Consider the following 21,234-nt stretch of genomic DNA (forward strand, 5'->3'; position numbering starts at 1 on the left):
CTGTCCACACCGTGCGGCTCTGGCAGCAATGCTAACCCGCGTTTGATTCCTCACGGCGGGCCAGCCTTTGCCTCACGGGAGTCATACTGTCTAAAGATCTCACGTCCCAGTTCGATGGATCGGGACGAATCGACGCCATTTGCCGCGGGTTCGACCGCAACCAGAAATATGGCCGCCACCACGTATATCTTGAAGGCGGCCCGATTCGAGGCGCGCGTCATCAATGGATTCGAATCGTGGTCGAGACGCTCGGTACGCCGTTCGCGTCGAGCGCGAATAACATGTAATAGCCGGGCACTGCGACTCCGGAATCGCCCGGAATCTGCAGCTCATACTGGCCTGGTTTTTTGCTCGCGCCAAAGCTTAACGGAACACGTCGCTGCTCGTTGTTGAGCGAATGCGTTGCCGACGATAGGCGCATCATCGAAAAAGCGCTGACCGCTCTATCAGTGCTCACTGAGATCGACGAACCCAGACTTGCGTTGGAAGGCGCCGACAAGATCGTGGGGCGTGATGCTGGCGAACCGTCCGCATTGGAGTAGATTCAGTGACATCGTCAAATGAATTGCCCTCCAAAGGGCTATCTTTGGTGAAAGGTGACGGTTTGATTTGCGAATTCGGAGTGTTTAGCGGAAGATCGATCAATTATATTGCGAGTCACGTAAATACCGAAGTCTACGGTTTTGACTCTGTTGAGGGCCTTCCCGAGCGTTGGAGAGATGGATATGGCCAGGGATTCTTTAAGGTCGACAGACTGCCAAAAGTTTCAAAAAATGTCGTGCTAATCAAAGGATGGTTTGATAAAACGCTGCCCGATTTTGTCAAAAGCCAATCAAAAGCGGTCGCTTTCCTGCATATAGATTGTGACCTCTATTCATCCACGAAGACCATCTTCGACAATCTTGGGGAAAAATTAAAGCCGGGATGCGTAATCGTCTTCGATGAATACTTTAATTACCCAGGGTGGAAGGAGGGGGAAATAAAGGCGTTTCATGAGTTTCTGGAGACGCACCATCTCAAATATGAATATATTGGGTACAACGCAAAGCACGAGCAGGCGGCCGTTGTGATAAAAGCACCGGCATGACCACCAGACGAACAACCGCTTCATCGAGTTGAACCGTTTTTTTAGTCCTGACGCGTTGTATTTCATCGAGTGCGGACGTGTCGAGGTCTCGTTTCCGCTCGACGATGGACGCTCGGTCCGGCTGCGCTCGTTCGGACCGGGGACGGTTGTCGGTGAAATGGCGGTCTACACGCTGCAACAGCGCAGTGTGGACGTGATCGCCGAGACGCCGACGCGGGTTCGCCGCTTGTCGACAACCCCTCTCATAGGACTCGAACAACAGGATCCGGCGGCCGCGCAACAGTCTCATCGGTTTCTCGTCAAGATCATCGCGGCTCGACTTGCCGTCGTCGACGAGGCACTGCGTGCGGCGTTGTCAGCGGTTTGCGCGTCGTGGCCGCTTCCGTACCTTACTCACTTTGCGTACCGACGACGTACCGCCACGATAAGACCGCCCGCCCCGCGCCCTATAACAACCCCGCAAAATGCACGAGCACAAACACAATCGCCCCGCCCGCGATCAGCACCAACGCATTGATACGCGTCCCCATCACGAGCACGGTCGCAATCGCCGCGGTGAGCCACGCGACCCAGCCACCTTCGAGTTCCTTGATCAGCACATAAACGGCCGCAAGAATCAGCCCGGCGGCCACGGGCCGCAAGCCGGCCTGCAACGCGTTCAGCCAACGCGCGCCTTCGTGCCGGTTCCACACGTGCACGACGCCGTACATCAGAAACGCGGTCGGCCCGAATAGCGCGACGGTCGCAACGAGCGCGCCGCCGAGGCCACCGACCTGATAGCCGATCAGCGTCGCGAGCAGCGAGCCCGGACCAGGCGCGAGCCGCGCGATCGCGAAGTCGCTGAGGAATTGCGCATGGGTCATCCAGTGATGGACGTCGACGACCTGGCGCTGCACTTCGGCGATGATCCCCTGGCCGCCGCCGACGGTCACGATCGATAGCGGCGCGAAAACGGAAAACAGAGTGATGAGAGTTCGAGACACGACGAAAGCTTTTCCGGAATTTGACTAACGGCGATCCAGGGCGATCAGGGCTGGCGCGCCTCGCGCACGTATTCATAGCCGACGCTCAACGCGCCGGCGATCAGCACGGTCCACACCAGCGATACGCGAAACACCGCCGCAGCCGCGAACGTCGCGAGCAGCACCAGATACGGAAACACGCGACGCGGCAGCCGGCGTGCGGCGGTGATCGCCATCGACAGCGACAGCCCGATCGCGCCGGCCGCGGCGCCAGCGAGCGCGATATGCGTGAGCGGAAACGATGCGATCGCCGAGAAGAACGCGCCGAGCAGAATGATCACGACGGCCGCCGGAAAGATGATGCCGCAGAATCCCGCAACAGCGCCGCGCCAGCCGAGCAGCCGGTAGCCGATCCAGATCGCCAGATTCTTCACGTTGACACCGGGCAGCGCCTGCGACAACGCGAGGCCGTTGAGAAATTCGTCTTCGCTCATCCAGCGGCGGTCGTGCACGAACTCGCGCATGAACCAGCCGCTCAGTCCGCCGCCGAAACTCGTCAGACCGATGCGGGCGAAGATCAGAAAGAGGCCGAGGGAGGTCACTTCGCGCGGCGGTGGTGAGAGGTGTGGCGCGTCGTCTTCGGGTGTCGATACCGGGTCGCTGACGTCTTGCCCGTGGATGCCTTTGGCCAATGCTCGTCCTTAGTCGTTTTGATCGTGCCGCACTTGCCGCGCGCCCGGCATGATAGCCGCAGACGTCGCCGATGACGTAGCCGATGAAGCAGACGCAGCCGAAGGCGAGGAAGCCGAAGAAGGTGCCTTGGCAGCCGAAGAAGCCGCCGCCGGATGCCGCGGATCATGCAGCTCATCGGTCGACCACCCGCCGCCCAGATCGCCAAACAACGACGCCGCGTGCAGCAAGCGCGATTCCTGCACGTTCAGCGCGGTCTGCCGCGTCGTCAATTGCGTCGCTTGCGCAATCGCGACCGTCGTGTAATCGACGGTGCCCGCCTGGTATTCGTTGAACGCGATCTCCGCGCCACGGTCCGCGTCGCGCACCGCCGTTTCGAGCACGAGCGCCTGCTCGGCGAGAATGCGCAGGCCGGACAGATCGTCCTCGACGTTCTGGAACGCGCCCAGCACCGTGCCTCGATAGTTGGCAACGGCCGCGTCGTAGGCCGCCTTCGCCGCGTCGACATCCGCGCAGCGCAGGCCGCCGTCGAACAGCGTCTCGGTCGCGCTGCCGCCGAGCGACCACACGTAGTTCGCGGCCTTCAGCAAACCGGACAGCGGCGACTGCGTGAATCCGGCCACGGCCGACAGCGAGATGTCCGGGTAATACGCGGCCACCTCGACGCCGATCGCCGCATTCTGCGCGGCCATCTTGCGCTCGGCGGCGGCGATGTCGGGGCGGCGTTCGAGCAGCGTCGACGGCACGCCGACCGGCGCCGACGGCAGCGCCGGCATCGCGGTGCTATGCGTGATCGACAGCTCTTCCGGGTTCTTGCCGACCAGCACCGCGATCGCATGCGCGTTCTGCGCGCGCGCGACGCCGAGCGCGATCAGATCGGACTTCGCGGTATTCAACTGGCTGCGCGCGGTGATCACGTCGCTCGGCGGAATCGTGCCCGCGCGATCCTGCTCGGTGACGACGTCGAGATAGTGCTGATACGCGACGACCGTTTGCTGCAGCAGGTCGATGTTCGCGTCGCTGGTGCGCAGCTCGATGATCGCGGTCGCGAGCGCGACCTGCTCGGAGAGCGTCGCATTCGCGAGCGTCGCTTCGCTCGACTGCGCACTCGCGGCGTTTTCCTCGACGGTGCGGCGCACCTGGCCCCACAGGTCCGGCGCCCAGCTCACGTTGCCTTCCAGCGAACCCGAATTGACGATGCGCGCCGCCGTACCATTGACGAAGCTTCCCGAGGCACTGACCGAACCGCCGCTCGCGCGTTCGCGCGTCGCCGAACCGGTAGCGCCGATGGTCGGAAACAGGGCCGCGTGCGCGGCGCGCACTTCGGCGAGCGCTTGCTGGTAGTTCGCGTAGTCCACGCGCACGGTCTGGTTCGACACCGCGACGAGCGGTTCGAGTTCGTCGATCAACGGATCGTTGAACGCGCTCCACCATGTGCCCTTCGGGCCGGTCGCATTCGGCTCGGCCTGGGTCCAGCCCGGCAGTTCCGAGTACGTGGCGGGCACGCTGACCTGCGGCCGGTGATAGTCCGGGCCGACCATGCAGCCGGCGTTGAACAGCGCCAGCAGCGCGACGGCGAGCGTCGCGATGCTCGGCAACCCGGCGCGAGACCCTGTCATTCGTTCAGTCGAAATCTTCATCGTCATGCCTTCGTATCCGCTTGTCCCGGCTTCGCGTCGCGGTTCCAGCGCAGCCCCGCGGACCATCTGACCAGCCGTGCACGCAGACGGTCGAGATACAGATAAATCACCGGCGTCGTATAGAGCGTAAACATCTGGCTCAGGATCAGCCCGCCCATCACCGTGATACCGAGCGGCTGGCGCAGCGAGCCGCCCTGGCCCATGCCGACCGCGAGCGGCACCGCGCCGAGCACGGCCGCGAACGTCGTCATCATGATCGGCCGCAGACGGATCAGCGCGGCCGCGTGGATTGCGTCGCGCGCGGGCATCTGTTGCTGGCGCTGCAACTGGATCGCGACGTCGACCATCATGATGCCGTTCTTCTTGACGATACCGATCAGCAGGATGATGCCGATCATCGCGATCACCGAGAACGGCGTGCCGAAGATCAGCAGCGCGAGCGTCGCGCCGATGCCCGCGGACGGCAGCGTCGACAGAATCGTCAGCGGGTGGATCGAGCTCTCGTACAGCACGCCGAGCACGATGTAGACGACGCCGAGCGCCGCGAGAATCAGCAGCGGCACCACGCCCATCGACTGCGAATAGGCCGCCGCCGCGCCCGCGAACGAGCCGTGGATGCTCGCGGGCATGCCGATCTCGCGGATCGTTTCGTTGATCGCCGCGCCCGCCTGGCTCAGCGACCCGCCGGCCGGCAGGTTGAACGAGATCGTCGCGGCGACGAGCCCGCTCTGGTGGTTCACCTGCGTCGACGTATGGCTGTTCCTATACGAGGTCAGCACCGACAGCGGCACCATCGTTTCGGCAGCCGTGCTGTCCGCGCTACCGGTCGAACTGCCGCCCTTGCTGTTGGCGATGCTGTTGTTGGTCGCGTTCGACTGCGCGTCCGAGTTGCGCGAGTTCGTGTTCGACGACGTGCCGGTCGTGGTCGCGGTAGTCGTCGCCGCCGACACCGTGCCGCGCGGCATCCGTGTCGCGGCCGTGCCGGTCGGATTGCCGGCGGACGTGCTCAGATAGATCCGGTTCAGCGTCTCTGGATACTGCCAGTACTCTGGCGCGACCTCCATCACGACGAAGTACTGGTTCAGCGGGTTGTAGATCGTCGACACGGTGCGCTGGCCGAACGCGTCGTACAGCACGTTGTCGATCTGGTTCGGCGCAAAGCCGTAGCGCGCGGCGGTCGCGCGATTGATCGTCAGGTAGGTCTGCAGGCCGTTCTGCTGCAAGTCGGAGTTCACGTCGAGCAGCCGCCCGCGCTCCTTCGACAATGCGGCGACGAGCTTCGGCGTCCACGCAAACAGCGCGGCGGAATCGTCGCTCGTCAGCGTGTACTGGTACTCGGCCGCCGATTGCCGCCCGCCGATGCGCAAATCCTGCTGCGCCTGCAGAAAGAGCCGCGCGCCCGACACTTCGTCGAGCTTCGGCCGCAGCCGGTTGACGACCTGGGTGGCCGTTGCGTGCCGCTGCGACAGCGGCTTCAGCTCGATGAACACGTTGGCGGTATTGAGCGCGCGCCCGCCGGTAAAGCCCGCGACGGACTGCACCGCCGGATCCCTTTGCACGATCGACTGCAACTGCGCGAGCTTCTTCTGCATCGCCGTGAACGAAATGCTCTGGTCGGCGATGATCTGCCCGATCACGATGCCGGTGTCCTGCTCGGGGAAGAAGGTGGCCGGCACCAGCTTCAGCATGAACACGTTGCCGACCAGCAGCGCGAACAGCAGCAGGATCACCAGCAGCGAATGATCGAGCACGGCCGTCAGCGTGCGTGCGTAGACGTCCTTGAAGCGATCGAACTGCCGCTCGATCCACCGCGCCCAACGCGCTTTCGAATGACCTGCGTTGTCGCGGCTCAGCACGTACGCGCACATCGCGGGCGTGACCGTCAGCGAGATCACCAGCGAAATCAGGATCGCGATCGACAGCGTGATCGCGAACTCATGGAACATCAGTCCGACGATGCCCGGAAACAGGATGATCGGCAGAAACACGGCGATCAGCGACAGGCTCATCGAGATCACCGTGAAGCCGACTTCGCCCGCACCCTTCAGCGCGGCCTCTTTCGGACTCAACCCCTGCTCCATGTACCGCACGACGTTTTCGAGCACGACGACCGCGTCGTCGACGACGAAGCCGGTGCCGATGGTCAGCGCCATCAGCGACAGATTGTCGATGCTATAGCCGAGCAGATACATCGGCCCGAAGGTACCGACGATCGACAGCGGCAACGCGACCGCCGGTATCAGCGTCGCGCGCGGCGACTGCAGGAAGATGAACACGACGCCGACCACCAGCAGCACCGCGATGAACAGCGTGCGCTCGGTATCGCTGACCGACGAGGTGACCGACTGCGAGCGATCGATCGCGACATCGACGTGCACGCTGCTCGGCAACGTCGCTTCGATCGCCGGCAGCACGTTGCGTATCTGCTGCACGGTGTTGACCACGTTGCTGCCCGGCATCGGATAGACGATCACGAGAATCGCCGACTTGCCGTTGAAGAGCCCCGCGTTGCGGATGTTTTCGTTCGAGTCGCGCACCTGGGCGATGTCGCGCAACTGCACCGGCGCGCCGTCGCGATACGCGACCACCAGATCGCGATACGGCGCCGCGTGCGTGATCTGATCGTTCGACGTGACCACGTAGCGCTGATCGCCGACGTCGATATGCCCCTTCGCGCTATCGGCATTGGCCGCACTGATCGCCGCGCGCACGTCTTCCATGCCGATCCCGTAGCTATTGAGCTTGCCCGGCTGCAACTCGACGCGCACGCTCGGCAACGCGCCGCCGCCGAGCGTGATCTGGCCGACGCCCTGCACCTGCGACAGCTGCTGCTGGATCACCGAATCGGCGGAGTCGTAGAGCTGCGCTTTGGTCAGCGTGTCCGAGGTCAGCGACAGCACCATGATCGGCGCGTCGGCCGGGTTGTACTGGCGGTAGCTCGGATTGCTGCGCAAGGTGGTGGGCAGATCGGCGCGCGCGGCCTGGATCGCCGCCTCGACGTCGCGCGCGGCGCCGTTGATGTCGCGCTTCAGGCCGAACTCGACGATGATCAACGACGAGCCGACATAGCTGATCGAGGTCAGCTCCGCCACGTCGGCGATGGTTGCGAGCCGCCGCTCGAGCGGCTCGGCTACCGTCGACGCCATGATGTTCGGGCTCGCGCCGGCCATGTTCGCCTGCACGACGATCACCGGAAACGCGATGTTCGGCAGCGGCGCGACCGGCATGCGGAAATACGCGAGCGTGCCGGAGATCAGGATCGCGATCGCGAGCAGCGTCGTCGCGACCGGCCGCCGGATGAAGATCGCCGGGATATTCACCGCGTGCCCTCCGCGCCGCCTTCCGGCGGACGCCCGCCCGGCTTGTCGCCGCCGTTGCGCCTGGCGCGCTCGGCGCGCCAGCGGTTCACACGCGTGGCCATACGGTCGAAGAACAGATAGATCACCGGCGTCGTGAACAGCGTCAGCACCTGGCTCAGCGTCAGGCCGCCGATGATCGCGAGACCGAGCGGCCGGCGCAGTTCCGAACCGGTGCCGGTGCCGAGCAGCATCGGCAGTGCGCCGAGCATCGCGGCGAACGTCGTCATCAGGATCGGCCGGAAACGCAGCAGCGACGCTTCGAAGATCGCATCGCGCGGCGCCTTGCCATGATTGCGTTCGGCATCGAGCGCGAAGTCGACCATCATGATCGCGTTCTTCTTGACGATGCCGATCAAGAGCACGATGCCGATGATGCCGATCACGTCGAGATCCATACCCGCGAGCATCAGCGAGAGCAGCGCGCCGATACCGGCCGACGGCAGCGTCGACAGGATCGTGACCGGATGGATGAAGCTCTCGTACAGCACGCCGAGCACGATATACACGGCAACGAGCGCCGCGATCAGCAGATAGACCTCGCTGGAGAGCGAATCCTCGAACGCCGCGGTCGCGCCTTGCAGCGACGACGTGATCGACGGCGGCAGGTCGATCGACTGCTCGGCCTGGTGAATCTCCTTGACCGCGGTGCTCAACGATGCGCCCTTGGCGAGATTGAACGACACCGTCACCGACGGAAACTGCGCGAGATGGCTGATCACGAGCGGCGCCTTCGCGATCTGGATCTTCGCGATGCCGGAAAGCGGCACCTGACCCGTGCTGCTGGTCTGGCTCGGCAGATACAGATTGCCGATCGACTGCACGGTCGGCATCGTTTCCGGCTTCGCGACCAGAATGACGCGGTACTGGGCCGACTGCTCGAAGATCGTCGACACGATGCGCTGGCCGAGCGCGTCGTACAACGCGTTGTCGATCGTCGCGGGCGTGATGCCGAAGCGCGCGGCCAGTTGCCGGTTCACTTCGACGTTCACGCTGAGGCCGTCGCTATTGAGATCGCTCTGCACGTCCGACAGCGACGGAATCTGCTTCAGGCGCGCGACGAGTTCCGGCACGTACTTCTGGAAGGCCTGCTGGCTCGGTCCGCGCAACACGAAGCTGTACTGGTTCGGCGACACGGTCGTGTCGAGCGTCAGGTCCTGCTCGGGCTGCATGAACAGCTTCACGCCGGGCACGTGCGCGACTTCCTGCGCAAGCCGGCGCGCGATTTCCTGGGCGGTGTCCGAGCGCTGGTCGCGCTCGCGCAGATTGATCAGGAAGCGTCCGTTGTTCAGCGTCGCATTGGTGCCGTCGATGCCCACGTACGACGTCAGCGAGACCACGTCCGGGTCCTTCAGGATCGCCTCGGCGAGCGCGCTCTGGCGCTGCACCATCGCCGCGTACGACACCGAGTTGTCGGCGACGCTGATGCCCTGGATCACGCCGACGTCCTGCACCGGAAACAGTCCCTTCGGAATCACCACATACAGGATGCCGGTCAGCACCACGGTGGCGATCGCGACCATCAGCGTCAGCGTCTGATGATCGAGCACCCAGCGCAGGCCGCGCTCGTAGGCGGCGAGCGTCTTGTCGAACAGGCCCTCGCTGATGCGCTCGAAGCGGCTCGGATGGCGCTCGGCCTGCGCGCGCAGCATCCGCGCGCACAGCATCGGCACCACTGTCAGCGACACGACCGCCGAAATCACGATCGTGACCGCGAGCGTCACCGCGAACTCGCTGAACAGCCGCCCGATCACGCCGCCCATGAACAACAGCGGAATCAGCACCGCGATCAGCGAAATAGTCAGCGACAGGATCGTGAAGCCGATCTGCCCCGCGCCTTCGAGGGCGGCTTCGAGCGGCGACATGCCCTCTTCCAGATAGCGCACGATGTTCTCGATCATCACGATCGAGTCGTCGACCACGAAGCCGGTCGCGATGATCAACGCCATCAGCGACAGGTTGTCGATCGAGTAGTTGAGCTGGTACATCACCGCGAGCGTGCCGATCAGCGAGACCGGCACCGAGATGCTCGGAATCAGCGTGGCGGGCACGTTGCGCAGGAACACGAAGATCACCGCGACCACCAGCACGATCGCGAGAATCAGTTCGAACGCGGCGTCCGCGACCGACGCGCGGATCACGCCGGTGCTGTCCGACACCACGGTCACTTTCATGCCGGCCGGCAGCGTCGATTCGAGCTGCGGCAGCTCCTTCATGATCTGGTTGACCGTCTGGATCACGTTGGCGCCCGGCTGGCGCTGCACGTTCAGCACGATCGCGGGCGAGCCGTTGTACCAGGCGCCGCGCTCGACGTCCTGGGCGGCCTGGCTCACGCGCGCGACGTCGCGCATGAATACGGGCGAGCCGTTCTGGTAAGCGATTACGGTGTCGAGGTAGTCCTTCGGATCGGTGATCTGATCATTGCCGTTGATCGTGTAGTCGAGATCGGGGCCGTCGAAATTGCCCTTCGGCTGGCTCACGTTGACATAGCTCAGCAGCGTGCGCAGATCGTCGATGTTCAGACCGTAGGCGGCGAGCTTGTGCGGGTCGGCTTCGACGCGGATCGCGGGCACGTTGCCGCCGCTCGTCGTCACGACGCCGACGCCCGCCACTTCCGAGATCTTCGTGCCGAGGCGGTTGTTCGCGACGTCCTCCAGTTGCGTCAGCGACATCGACTTCGAGGTGACCGCGAGCGTCAGAATAGGCTGGTCGGCGGGATTGACCTTTGCGTAGGTCGGCGGTGCCGGCAAGCCAGACGGCAGATAGCTGTTCGCCGCGTTGATCGCCTGCTGCACGTTCTGCTCGGCGATGTCGAGGTTCAGCGACAGATCGAACTGCAGCGTGATCACCGACGCCCCGTCAGAACTGTACGAGGTCATCTGCTGCAGGCCCGGAATCTCGCCGAGCTGCACCTCGAGCGGCGCGGTCACGGTGGTCGCCATCACCGTCGGGCTCGCGCCCGGATAAAAGGTCTGCACCTGAATCGTCGGATAGTCGACGTTCGGCAGCGACGACACCGGCAGCACGCGCATCGCGATCAGACCGACGAGCACGAGCGCGATCATCAGCAGCAGCGTCGCGACCGGGCGAAGAATGAACAGGCGGGAAATGTTCATCGGCGCGGGGGTCCGTTACGACGAGGCGGCTTCGGACGCGGCGGCGGGCGCCTTCGGGCCGGTTGCGGACGTGCCGCTCGCCGCGGCGGCGGACTTCGGATGCGCCGGCTGGATCTTCGCGCCGTCGTTCAGACGATCCATGCCGTCCGTCACGACCTGGTTGCCGGCCGCGAGTCCCGACACGATCACCGTGTTCTTGCCGTCGCTCGGTCCGAGCTTGACCTTGTGCACGGACACCGTGCTGTCCGGATTGACCAGATAGACGAAGTCGCCCGGCGCGCCGGACTGTACCGCGGCGGTCGGCACGAGCACCGCGTTCTGCATCGTGTCGACGAGCAGCTTCACGTTGACGAACTCGTTCGGGAACAGCGTTTCGTCGTCGTTCGCGAAGGTCGCGCGCAAGGTGACGGTGCCGGTCGCGGTGGCCATCTGGTTGCTGACCGCGTACAGCGTGCCGGTCGCGATCTCGCGCGAGTTATCGCTCGAATACGCGGTGACCGGCAGCTTCGCGCCGGTGGCCAGACGCTGCACGATCGGCGCGAGCGAATCCTGCGGCACCGTGAACTGCACCGTGGTCGGCTTCTCGGTCGTGATGACGACGATGCCCGTCGACGACGACGCGGTCACGTAGTTGCCCGGATCGACGAGCCGCAAGCCGACCTTGCCCGCGATCGGCGCGGTGATGCGGCAATAGGCGAGGTCGAGATCGAATTGGGCGATGTTGGCGAGGTCGACCTTCACCGCCGCTTCGTCCTGCTGCACGAGGAATTGCTGATCCGCGAAGGTTTGCTGCGCGATCGACTTGCGTTCGTTCAACTGCGTATAGCGCTCGAGATCGGCGCGCGCCTGCGCGAGCGACGCGCGGTCTTTCGCGAGCGTCGCTTCTGCCTGCTGCTTGCTGATCTGATACTGGCGCGGATCGATCTGCGCGAGGAACTGGCCTTTTTGCACCTCCTGGCCTTCGTGATAGCCGACTTCGGTCAGATAGCCGCTCAGCTGCGGCAGCACGGTCACGGTTGCGATCGGCGTGACGGTGCCGAGCTCGCTCAGCGTGACCGGCATCGAACCGAGCGTCGCCTGCGCGACGGTGACGACGATCGCCGCGTTCTCGCGCACCGGCTTCTTGCGCGTCATCAGATGAACCACGACGAGCGCGACCAGCACGAGCACGACAACCGCGAAGATGATGAGCCCGCGTCGGGAGCGCTTTGGCGGCGGGGACACGGTTTCGCTCATGTTGATCTCCGGGAACGGATATGGGTGTTGATACTCGGTTGGAAGCTCGTCCGCTGACGGGACTGCGCAAAAGTGCCATGGTTCACGCGCGTTGTCATCAGTCGAACGCCTCCGGACGCGTTGTTATGAAGACGTAAGGAATTGGAATGAGGGCTTGAATACGGGCATGCGTGAATGTAACCGGCTTGCGCCGGCCTTGAGTTACAGGGGTGCAACATGTTGGCCAGTGGAAGAGTCCGGGGCATCGATCGGGCGGCACGTGGGGGCGGACACCCGCATGGGCAGAGTTATGGGCCCGGCGGGACATCGCAATATGCGGTAACAGACGACAGCCAACTGACAACCGGGCCGTGCGTCCAGAATCGTCACAATCGTCCGCTACCATCGCGAGCCAGCGTCGCGCGCGCCGCGACTGTCACGACACCCCACAACCTCGCCCCGATGTCCATCACCGTCAATTTCCCAGCCGAAGTCCGCGACTGGATCGCCGCCAACCTTTCGCGCGGCGTCGCGCCCCAAGCGATCGTCAACGAACTGGTGAGCCGCGACAACGCGGCCGAGCTCGCGTCGGCGATGGTCGATGCGGTCGCATCGGCGTTCCTGTACGGTATGGCGCTGCCCGGCGACAAGCTCGAAGTCGGCAGCGCGCCGCTCAGCTACCAGCCCGAGCCGCTGCGCGTGCCCGACGCTCCGCTGATCCAACTCGGCGAGCGCAAGGTGCGCGTGTTGTCGCGGCTGCAACGACCGGCCGCCGTGCACATCGCCAATTTCCTGAGTGCCGATGAATGCGAGCAGCTGATCGCGCTCGCACAGCCGCGGCTCGACCGGTCGGCCGTCGTCGATCCAGTGACCGGCCGCGATGTGATCGCCGGTCATCGCAGCAGTCACGGGATGTTTTTCCGTTTGGGCGAGACGCCGTTGATCGCGCGCATCGAGGCGCGCATCGCGGAACTCACGGCAACCCCGGTCGAGAACGGCGAAGGCCTGCAAATGCTGCACTATGAGGAAGGCGCGGAGTCGACGCCGCACGTCGACTATCTGATGACGAGCAACGAAACGAATCGCGAGTCGATCGCGCGCAGCGGCCAGCGCATGGGCACGCTGCTGATGTATCTGAAAGATGTGGACGGCGGCGGTGAGACGGTGTTTCCGCAGCTTGGCTGGTCGGTCGCGCCGCAGCGCGGGCATGCGCTCTACTTCGAATACGGCAACCGCTACGGGCTGTGCGATCCGAGCTCGCTGCACGCGAGCACGCCGCTGCGCACGGGCGACAAGTGGGTGGCTACCAAGTGGATTCGGACGCGGCGCTTCGCGCCGCGCGTTCAGGCTTGAGAAGTCAGGCCTGACAGGCAACGCTTGTCGAGGTGAAAAGAGCGTGCTGTCTGTCCGCGCGCGCGGAAAAACATTCGAACGACTCGCGCGAGCCGTTGTCAGCTTCGCGCTGCTAGCCGAGGCGGGTTGCAGCGCGAAGCCAGTGCGAGTAGTGGCGCGTCAGACGCCGCGCCCTCGAAGCAAGCTCATCAGAACTGCTCGATCCACGTGGCGAGGCGATCGGCGGCGAACTCGCTACCGCGCTGCGCCGGCCGGAACGCGATCGCATTGCCTTCACTTGCCGGCTGCAGTGCAACGTCATTGCCGTCGAGCCACAGAAGGCTCGCCAGCCATACCGCGTGCCCGCTCGACACCGCGTTGTTGCCCGGCTCCGCGAGAAACTCCGCGAGTGTGGCCGGCTGGTCGCACACGAGACCATCGCCTTCGCGGCGCACATTGATGCCTGCCTCGGAAAATACCCCGGTCAGCGCCGTCAGTGCGTCGCTCGCAGTCACGCTCGCGCTGCCGTGACGGTTACGCAGCGTGGCGAGGTGCGCGGCCACCGTATGACCGAACGCGCCGCTGCGGGCACTCTCGGCCGCGATCAGATCGGAGTAGTCCTGCAGCAGCCAGTCCGGCTCGGAGTTCGGCACGTCGGCGAGTACCGCTGCGGCGAGATATGTCTCGACCGGCTGAAAGCGCTCGGGCCCGATCAGCGTGGCCGACAGCGAACGCACCAGACCGATGCGAGTGGCGACCACCTGCTTTTGCAGCACGCCCAGCTTCTCGCGCACCAGCGTGTCGCGCTCCTTGCGCAGCTCGGCCAGCTCGAGCGCCTGCTTCAGCTCCATGCGCAGCGCCGTGATGTCCCAAGGCTTCTTGATGTAGCGATGGATATGACCGAGGTTGACGGCCGCGACGGTCTGATCGATTTCCGAATACGCGGTGGTCAGAATCCGCACGACATGCGGAAAGCGCTCGCTCGCATAGCGCAGCAGCTCGTTGCCGAACTCGCCCGGCATACGCTGGTCGGAGACCAGCACCCCCACCCTGTCGCCGTGCTCGTCGAGCAGCGCCTTGCCCTCTTCCACCGAGCCGCCAGTCAGGACCGGCGCCAGGCTTCCGATGGCACGCTGGAAGTACTTTACGGCGGTAGCTTCGTCATCGACGAAGATGATCGCCGGCGCCAACTCCTCTGTGGCTTTTGCTTCGTTCATCAACAACTCCTGTGCGTTTGACCTTTGATATGGGGGAAATCCAGCACTACGGTGGTGCCTCCCTCCGACGTGGACTCGATCCTGAGTCCGCCGCCACAGGACTGCATGACACGGTTGCATAGAATCAGGCCCAAGCCGTTCCCCCCGGATTTCGCGTGCGTTGTTATTGGGTCCGTCAACAGGCGGTCTTTGATTTCGGGCGGAATTCCCGGCCCGTTGTCGCAGATGCCGATGCTCGGGTGGGGTTCCGTTGTCACGGTAAAGCGCACCGACGGCGACGGCACATCCGCGAGCGCGCGCAACGCGTTGGACAACAGCGACGACAGCACGAGCGCCACGCAATTCGGCTGCGTGAGCACGGCAAAGTCGCTGTCGACGTCGACCTGCACCCACGAGCGCTGCGCGGTCGTAAACGGATACGTATCGAGCAACGCCGAGATCAGCCCATGCGCGGTACTCTCGATGCGCGCCTCGTCGCCCTCCAGTTGCCGGCGCCGCCCGTTGTGCACCGAGCGCCAGAAGGACGACACCACCGCCATGCAGTACTGCGCGCTCTCGCGCATCGATTTCGCGGCGCCGAGAATTTCGCCTTCCGCATCGCGCTCAGCGTCGATGCGATCTTCGATGCTGTGCGCGTTCAACGCGATCGCCGCGAGCGGCGTGTTCAGTTCGTGCGCGATGAACGCCAGGGTTTCGTCGATGGCAATCAGGCGCTGATTCTGCATCGCGCGTTCGTGGTAACGATCAAACGCCAGTTGCAGCGTATCGCGCACTGCCGCCAGCTTCAGCGGCTTTTCGAGGATGCGGAACACCTCGCCGGTGTTGACCGTCTGCAATAACATCTCGACGTCTGCGTAAGCCGTGACCAGAATCCGCACGATGTGCGGATATTCCAGCGCCACCTGGCGCAGCAGGTCGCCACCGTCACGCCCCGGCATGCGGAAGTCCGTGACCAGCACCGCGATGCGGGCGTTGTCCTGCTCGAGGATAGCGATCGCCTCGTCGCTGCTCGTCGCGAGCAGGACCTCGTAATCGGCACCTACGGTGCGCGCGAAATATTTACAGGCCAACTCTTCGTCATCGACGTAGAGAAGAGTGGGCTGTGTCTGTCGGATGTCATTCATGGCATTTCTCAGGGTGCGGGCGACAGATCGAAACTGAATGAAGCCCAACTTCCCTGCTCGCTCTCAGCAAACAGCAGGCCGCCATGACGCTCGATCACCGCATAGCTGATCGACAGCCCGAGGCCCAGGCCCTGTCCCACTTCGCGGGTGGTAAAAAATGGCTCGAACACGCGCGCGATATGCTCCGGCGCGATGCCCGGCCCGTTGTCTTTTACCGTCACATGCAGGCGGTCTTCGGTCCATCTGACGTTGACGTGAATCGCCGGCGCGGGCGTGCCCGCCTTGCGCATCGCCAGCACCGCATTCGACAGCAGGTTGATCAGCACGCCGATGATGGCCGCCTCGTCGCCCTGCACCAGCGTATCCGCGGGCAGTTCGCGCGTGACGGTGACGCCGCGCAATTCATGGCCGACGAGCCGGATCGCCGAATCGAGCGCCTTTTCGAACAGGAACGGCGTGCCCAACTCCGCCTCGGCGCCGGGCTTGCGATACGCGAACGTCTTCAGGTCCGACACGATGTGCTGGATCCGCTGCATGCCCTGCCGCGCATCGACCAGACATTCCTGCAGCGTCGGCTCCTTCTTCGCGATCGGCTCTTCCAGCGCAACCTCGATTGCCATCAGACAGAAGTTCACCGGATTGTTCACTTCATGCAGCAGGCCGGCGGCGAGCGTACCGATCGCCGCCATTTTTTCCTGCTGCAGCAGTTGGCCCTTGATGTCGAGCAACTGCCGATTGATCACTTCGAGTTCGGCGTTCTTCGCGGAGACCTCCGCGTTTTTCTCGGACACCTCGGCCTTCAGGCGAAACAGCATGAAGCGCACGCGTTCGTTGAAAAACGTGTAGACGGCACTTGCGGCAGCGGCGAACAGAAGGAGCAGAACATTGACGGTCATCGTGCCGAGCGGCACGCCGTCATGCGGAGGCAACAGGCAGGCCAGCAGATACAGAAAGCAGGACAGCACGCCGAACACGAGGTTTTGCCACAGACCGAATGGCAACGCAATGCCGGACGCGAAGATGGCCAGATTCAGGCCCATGTAGTAGGGCGACAGAACACCATCGGTGCGCCAGATCATCCATGAAATCATCGCCTGCGGCAGCAGCAGCCAGGACAGCGTCAGCCATGGAGTAAGCCGCCGCCCCATGCTGGTGTCGAGCAAGGCGATGATACCGCCGATCATCAACGACACGAGCAGGCGCGCGAGCGCGAACGACGTCTGATACTGCGGATACTGCGCGTAATCCAGCCCCACGCCGAGCAGCACGAGCGCAATCGCTGTGCACGCGCCGCCCCGGCTGAACGTGACGCGAAAGTCGGCCAGCTCGGTTTGATAGCCGCTCTGCAGGGGACTGGTAGTCATGAACAGGGATGTCGACACGGTTTCAGAGGATCGTGGCTTCCGCGAACACATTCACCCCGGTCTCGTCGACGTAGAGCTTCTGGTCAGTGGAGTTGGCGGGAAGCAGCGAGCTCATGCCGCTTTCGTTCCGATAAATCAGATACCACTCGAGCAGATGCTCCATCCCGTACTTCTCCGGATTCGCCGAATGGACGTTGGTGACCAGCAACTGGCCGCCAGCTCGCGTGCGAGCGGCGAAGTAACTCAGGAGACGCGCGCAGACCTTGTCCGACAGATAGTCGAACAGACCCGCGCAGTACACCGCGTCGAATTCGCGCGCGGAGGGGTCCGTTGAAATTTTACGCTTGAGCAGATCGTGCACCGACTGATGCACCATTTGCACCGAGGCTTTATGGCCCGCGGCATTCGCCGAGCTTTCGATCGCGTCCTTCGTAAACGCCAGCGTTTCCTCGCTGAAGTCGACCAGCTCGAACGACAGCAGCTCCGGATGCGGATATTCGCGCACGAAGCGCTGGATCTCGAAAGCGGGCCCGCAACCGACGTTGAGGATGCGGAACGGCCTGCCGGCAGCGCGCGCCGCTTCGGCCTGACGCGTCAGAAAGTCGATCAGCAGCGTGATGCGGTTGCGGTGCGCGGTCGCGACCGCCGCGTGCAGGAACGCGGTATTGACGATCTGGAAGTATGTGGTCGGTCCCTGCTGCGGATCGCTGAGGATCTGGTTGACCATCTCGTAGTCGCCGGCATAGCCGAGCGGCTTGGTGAACGTGCGGTAGACGAATGGCGCGCGCAGCAGCAACGGATGCAGTGCCGCTTGCGCATACGTGCGATGCACGGGTGCGGTCTCGGCGTCGACGCGCTCGGCCTCTTCCTCCAGGCGGTCGAGGAAGAACTTGATCTTGAGCATGATCGGCGTGGCGAGCTCGTAGAACAGGTCCTCGCGCAGCCTGCCTTCTTCGGTCTTCGGCAAGCTCTCGGTCAGGTCGACCTGCTCGACCCAGCGCGACACTTCCGACAGGAATGCGCGCATCTCGTTCACGACGATCTGATAGTCGCGCCGGATATTGAAGCGCGCGTCCCAGTCGCTGATAAAGAGTTCTGCTTCCCGGCCGACCGACTTCGCTTCATTGGGCAGAACGCTAAGCTCGCGCCATTCGTCGATGAGTGCCAGCGAAACCACCGCGGTCAGACCGGTGTTCACCAGACTCACCACCACCGCCTTGCCGAGATAGGCATTCTTGGTGCCCATGCGCACGCTCAGCTCGCTTAACACCTCGCTGACCTGCACGATGGAATAGGGGTTATAGACCTCCATGACCAAAGACTTTCTCTGGAGGTTAATGATCGTCCCACGCACGTGCTCGCGCTGCGAGTTGCGGAAGCTGATCACCGGGTCGATTTGCGTTTGAGAGTACACGGTATTAGTACCTGAGGAATCCGGGAACGCAGCAGGGTGTTGGAGAAGTCCTGTGAATGGCTGCCGCACGCACGACACCGGCGACAAGTCGTGGACGCGTTTCAAACCACTTTGAGCTGGAAACACCAAAGCCCTTTGCCAGAATGGCTCCAGCGGCTTGCAGTGTAACATCAACACGTTCAATTCTGACTGAGGTCAAATTCAGGATGAAACGTATATGCAAGGATTTCTTGCGAGCATGTCCGTGCTGTAGAAAGCCGTTTTTGCAAAGAACCATTTGAAACGAGTTGGCGAGCGCGCGGGTGCAATCGCCGACAATTCGTTTCTCGACAACGACTTGCAATCGCATTGCCACGATGGCGGCACGATCCGCTATTGAGGGGGTGCGTTACTTGTGCCTTTCTGATCTATGCCCTTTGGATATGCCCCGTGCATTCGCCGAATAAGCCTTTTTTGTTTTAACGCAATTCGCGTCCGGCGCGGCAAACGTTTTTCTTTTAGAGTTCGGCGCGAATACCGTCGACAATCGAGCGACTCGCGCACTCGTTGACTCATTCGTGCAAGGCCAAACCTTTCACGGCCTTATCGACGGCTTTCTTCGGTCCGTGCAGTGCGAGACCGACGAGATCGAGATTCGCCGCGTCCTCGGCGCGAAAGACTGCGCGATTCGCCGCGTCATGCCCCGTCGAAAACATCGCGTGCACATACGGCACGATTCCGAGCTCGCGCGACAGCGCCTGCCGATGCGCGCCCTGCAGACCGAACCGGTCGGCGGCGAACACCATCATCGGCTGGCCGAGCATGCGGCCGTAGCGGTGCCCGGCGGCATCCTCGTAGGGCTCGCCCAGCGCATCGGGCGCCGCGGCCGCGACACCGGTCGCGAGAAACGCGACCACATTGAGCTTCTGCCAGACCGCGAGATCGCTGCGCACGATCAGCGCCACTTTGGTATCGAACATGACGACTCCTCGTTGAGCCGCTCATGATCGACGATGCCGCGCGATCAGTCTGGAACGTTTGTGCACATCTGCCGGTACGCCGCCGGCGTCATGCGGTACGCCCGACGAAACCAGCGGCCGAGATGGCTCTGATCCGCGAAGCCGACTTCGGCGGCGACCTGCGCGGGCGTGCGGCCGGTCGCGAGCAGGCGCCGCGCGGCGCGCAGGCGCAAGCGCACCAGATACGCATGCGGCGAGGTGCCGAACGCGCGCCGAAACAGACGCGTCAACCTGAACCGGTCGATGCCGGCAACTTCGGCGAGTTCGTCGAGTCCGAGATTGCCGTCCATGTGTTCGTGCAACAGATCGCGCACCCGCGTGATCGCGGGTGACGCGGCGGGGTCGCCGGTCAGCGGCGCATCGCGCAGCTGGGCACCGAGTTGCAGCAGCAGACGATCCAGCGTCTGGTCGCGCGCGAGCCGGCCCTCGTTGCCGTAAATCGCGGCGAAGGCCCGGCCGATCGCATCGATGAGCGCACGGTCGTCGACCAGCGTATGGCCGAACGCCGCCTCGACGCCGGCCAGTCCCGGCAGATCGAGCCGCCGCGCCGCGCGCTCGACCCAGGCTTGCGGCAGATACAGCATCGCGTAGGTGAAGCCGGCCGCCTCTGGCGCGTGACCGTCGTGCAGCGCGCCGGGCTCGATCAGGATCGCGCGGCCCGGCACGCTCGTGTGCAACGACCGATGACACTGGAAGCGTTGCACGCCCTGCTCCGTATAGCCGATCAACATGTCGTCGTGATCGTGCGGATCGTAGGCGTGGCCGCCGAAATGCGCGCGCAGGCTCTCGATGCCGGTTTCGGCATCGCGGCGGGCGATTAGCCAGTTGGCGGGACTGAGTGAAGTGGGCATGGGTTGGAGCTGGCGGGCAGCGGGCAATGCGGCCAGCGGACAGTGTACGGCAGCGGGGGAATCGGGTCGGGCCAACGCCCCCGTCGGCGAGACGTCCTCACGATGTCAGTGCAACTCAACCGCCCGTCGCCGACCAGAACGACGTTGCCAACGAGCGTTCCTGTCGACGAAGGCAACCAGCGTCACGGCTTCTTCGAACGCGGAGGCCGTGCGTTGACGAACGGGTTATAGCCGCGCGAACCCGCCGGCCGATCCTGTTCGGTCGCGCGGCGGCGCTTGCTGGATCGTCCGTCGCCCGACAATTGCGCAAGCAGTTCTTGCGATTCGGACTCCGACTCCACTTCCGTTTCATCCACGGGCGGCGCGGTTTTTTTGCGTCGCGCGGTGTTTGGCTGCGCTGCTTTCTCGTCCGTATCCGGCGCGACGCCCGCGATGTGTTCGATCACGGTCATGAACGATGCCGATGCCGATCGGACAGGTTGTCCCGGCAGCATCGTCAGCGCGACGATTTCGTGCAGTGAACGACCGTCGACGGAGCGGCCCTGCACCGTGTCATGCCAGTCGACATCCGCTTGCGCGAAGGCGCCGATCACACGTTCGAGCACGGCCGGCGCCAGGACGCCGCCGTCGTACAACCGGATGACGACGCTTTCGAACATCTGGAGCGGGGCGATGCCCGTTGTTTTCGACGCCACGTTTTGTCATCCGGTTGGGTTCTCTTCCAGTATCAGCCAGCAAATCATATGCCGATGTGGCGAGTAACTCATCGTGATCGCCCAATACGGCATGCACGAGTCGTGAATCATGCTCGCATGCAGGAGGTCGGCCCGCTTGCACAAGCAGGGCGTCGCCGGTCGAGCCATATCGA

The 21,234-nt window shown here is 63.7% G+C and carries 15 protein-coding genes and 2 pseudogenes; 3 read left to right on the forward strand and 14 right to left on the reverse strand.

The window, feature by feature from the left end; translation table 11 throughout:
* Positions 1–220 precede the first annotated feature (220 nt).
* A pseudogene (locus HDG33_RS15995) lies at positions 221–535 on the reverse strand (galactose oxidase early set domain-containing protein); the annotation flags it as partial.
* A gap of 12 nt (positions 536–547) precedes the next feature.
* Between HDG33_RS15995 and HDG33_RS16000 the strand changes: the two are divergent.
* Together HDG33_RS16000 and HDG33_RS16005 are read left to right on the forward strand one after the other, a co-directional pair.
* Positions 548–1,087 (forward strand): class I SAM-dependent methyltransferase, encoded by a 540-nt coding sequence (locus tag HDG33_RS16000; RefSeq protein WP_311548309.1) that lies wholly within the window; start codon positions 548–550, stop codon positions 1,085–1,087.
* 49 nt (positions 1,088–1,136) lie between these two features.
* Positions 1,137–1,442: pseudogene (locus HDG33_RS16005) on the forward strand (cyclic nucleotide-binding domain-containing protein); the annotation flags it as partial.
* Positions 1,443–1,533: 91 nt separating this feature from the next.
* Here the strand turns inward: HDG33_RS16005 and HDG33_RS16010 are convergent.
* Genes HDG33_RS16010 through HDG33_RS16035 form a run of 6 tightly spaced genes read right to left on the reverse strand, consistent with a single transcriptional unit; the run spans position 1,534 to position 12,087 of the window.
* Positions 1,534–2,070: a chromate transporter gene (locus HDG33_RS16010; RefSeq protein WP_184030074.1), complete on the reverse strand. Its 537-nt coding sequence runs from the start codon at positions 2,068–2,070 to the stop codon at positions 1,534–1,536.
* Positions 2,071–2,114: 44 nt separating this feature from the next.
* On the reverse strand, positions 2,115–2,741 hold the full coding sequence (locus HDG33_RS16015) for a chromate transporter (RefSeq protein WP_184030077.1): 627 nt from the start codon (positions 2,739–2,741) through the stop codon (positions 2,115–2,117).
* Between the two features lie 9 nt (positions 2,742–2,750).
* Positions 2,751–4,385: an efflux transporter outer membrane subunit gene (locus HDG33_RS16020; RefSeq protein ID WP_184030080.1), complete on the reverse strand. Its 1,635-nt coding sequence runs from the start codon at positions 4,383–4,385 to the stop codon at positions 2,751–2,753.
* The gene (locus HDG33_RS16025; protein ID WP_184030083.1) at positions 4,382–7,699 is read right to left on the reverse strand and encodes an efflux RND transporter permease subunit; all 3,318 of its coding nucleotides are present in this window, start codon (positions 7,697–7,699) and stop codon (positions 4,382–4,384) included. The genes HDG33_RS16020 and HDG33_RS16025 overlap by 4 nt, the downstream gene beginning before the upstream one ends.
* Positions 7,696–10,851 carry an efflux RND transporter permease subunit gene (locus HDG33_RS16030; protein WP_184030086.1) on the reverse strand — a complete coding sequence of 1,052 codons (3,156 nt, stop codon included), beginning with the start codon at positions 10,849–10,851 and terminating at the stop codon, positions 7,696–7,698. The genes HDG33_RS16025 and HDG33_RS16030 overlap by 4 nt, the downstream gene beginning before the upstream one ends.
* A 15-nt stretch (positions 10,852–10,866) precedes the next feature.
* Positions 10,867–12,087 (reverse strand): efflux RND transporter periplasmic adaptor subunit, encoded by a 1,221-nt coding sequence (locus tag HDG33_RS16035; RefSeq protein WP_184030089.1) that lies wholly within the window; start codon positions 12,085–12,087, stop codon positions 10,867–10,869.
* Between the two features lie 441 nt (positions 12,088–12,528).
* Between HDG33_RS16035 and HDG33_RS16040 the strand changes: the two genes are divergently transcribed.
* Complete coding sequence (locus HDG33_RS16040; RefSeq protein ID WP_184030092.1) at positions 12,529–13,419, forward strand: 2OG-Fe(II) oxygenase; 891 nt, start codon at positions 12,529–12,531, stop codon at positions 13,417–13,419.
* 188 nt (positions 13,420–13,607) lie between these two features.
* Here HDG33_RS16040 and HDG33_RS16045 read toward each other — a convergent pair whose 3' ends face one another.
* From HDG33_RS16045 to HDG33_RS16075, 7 genes are all read right to left on the reverse strand, one after another.
* On the reverse strand, positions 13,608–14,615 hold the full coding sequence (locus tag HDG33_RS16045; RefSeq protein ID WP_184030096.1) for a response regulator: 1,008 nt from the start codon (positions 14,613–14,615) through the stop codon (positions 13,608–13,610).
* On the reverse strand, positions 14,615–15,739 hold the full coding sequence (locus tag HDG33_RS16050; protein WP_184030099.1) for a hybrid sensor histidine kinase/response regulator: 1,125 nt from the start codon (positions 15,737–15,739) through the stop codon (positions 14,615–14,617). The genes HDG33_RS16045 and HDG33_RS16050 overlap by 1 nt, the downstream gene beginning before the upstream one ends.
* Before the next feature lie 8 nt (positions 15,740–15,747).
* Positions 15,748–17,103: a sensor histidine kinase gene (locus HDG33_RS16055; RefSeq protein WP_184030102.1), complete on the reverse strand. Its 1,356-nt coding sequence runs from the start codon at positions 17,101–17,103 to the stop codon at positions 15,748–15,750.
* Positions 17,104–17,125: 22 nt separating this feature from the next.
* Positions 17,126–18,517, reverse strand: a complete 1,392-nt coding sequence (locus HDG33_RS16060; protein ID WP_184030105.1) for a class I SAM-dependent methyltransferase — start codon at positions 18,515–18,517, stop codon at positions 17,126–17,128.
* A gap of 551 nt (positions 18,518–19,068) precedes the next feature.
* On the reverse strand, positions 19,069–19,476 hold the full coding sequence (locus tag HDG33_RS16065) for a DUF2000 domain-containing protein (protein WP_090807737.1): 408 nt from the start codon (positions 19,474–19,476) through the stop codon (positions 19,069–19,071).
* Positions 19,477–19,520: 44 nt separating this feature from the next.
* Entirely contained in the window at positions 19,521–20,366 is an 846-nt protein-coding gene (locus HDG33_RS16070) for an AraC family transcriptional regulator (RefSeq protein WP_184030108.1), read from the reverse strand.
* Positions 20,367–20,548: 182 nt separating this feature from the next.
* Positions 20,549–21,061 carry a hypothetical protein gene (locus HDG33_RS16075; RefSeq protein ID WP_409259025.1) on the reverse strand — a complete coding sequence of 171 codons (513 nt, stop codon included), beginning with the start codon at positions 21,059–21,061 and terminating at the stop codon, positions 20,549–20,551.
* Between the last annotated feature and the right edge of the window lie 173 nt (positions 21,062–21,234).

The sequence above is a fragment of the Paraburkholderia sp. Cpub6 genome (assembly GCF_014201065.1).
GTDB lineage: Bacteria > Pseudomonadota > Gammaproteobacteria > Burkholderiales > Burkholderiaceae > Paraburkholderia > Paraburkholderia tuberum.

Bases quoted from the DNA above. Each gene is read 5' to 3' on its own strand.
- HDG33_RS16070 (WP_184030108.1), bottom strand. From the start codon at position 20,366: ATGCCCACTTCACTCAGTCCCGCCAACTGGCTAATCGCCCGCCGCGAT.
- HDG33_RS16055 (WP_184030102.1), bottom strand. From the start codon at position 17,103: ATGACTACCAGTCCCCTGCAGAGCGGCTATCAAACCGAGCTGGCCGAC.
- HDG33_RS16030 (WP_184030086.1), bottom strand. From the start codon at position 10,851: ATGAACATTTCCCGCCTGTTCATTCTTCGCCCGGTCGCGACGCTGCTG.
- HDG33_RS16045 (WP_184030096.1), bottom strand. From the start codon at position 14,615: ATGAACGAAGCAAAAGCCACAGAGGAGTTGGCGCCGGCGATCATCTTC.
- HDG33_RS16035 (WP_184030089.1), bottom strand. From the start codon at position 12,087: ATGAGCGAAACCGTGTCCCCGCCGCCAAAGCGCTCCCGACGCGGGCTC.
- HDG33_RS16065 (WP_090807737.1), bottom strand. From the start codon at position 19,476: ATGTTCGATACCAAAGTGGCGCTGATCGTGCGCAGCGATCTCGCGGTC.
- HDG33_RS16050 (WP_184030099.1), bottom strand. From the start codon at position 15,739: ATGAATGACATCCGACAGACACAGCCCACTCTTCTCTACGTCGATGAC.
- HDG33_RS16040 (WP_184030092.1), top strand. From the start codon at position 12,529: ATGTCCATCACCGTCAATTTCCCAGCCGAAGTCCGCGACTGGATCGCC.
- HDG33_RS16020 (WP_184030080.1), bottom strand. From the start codon at position 4,385: ATGACGATGAAGATTTCGACTGAACGAATGACAGGGTCTCGCGCCGGG.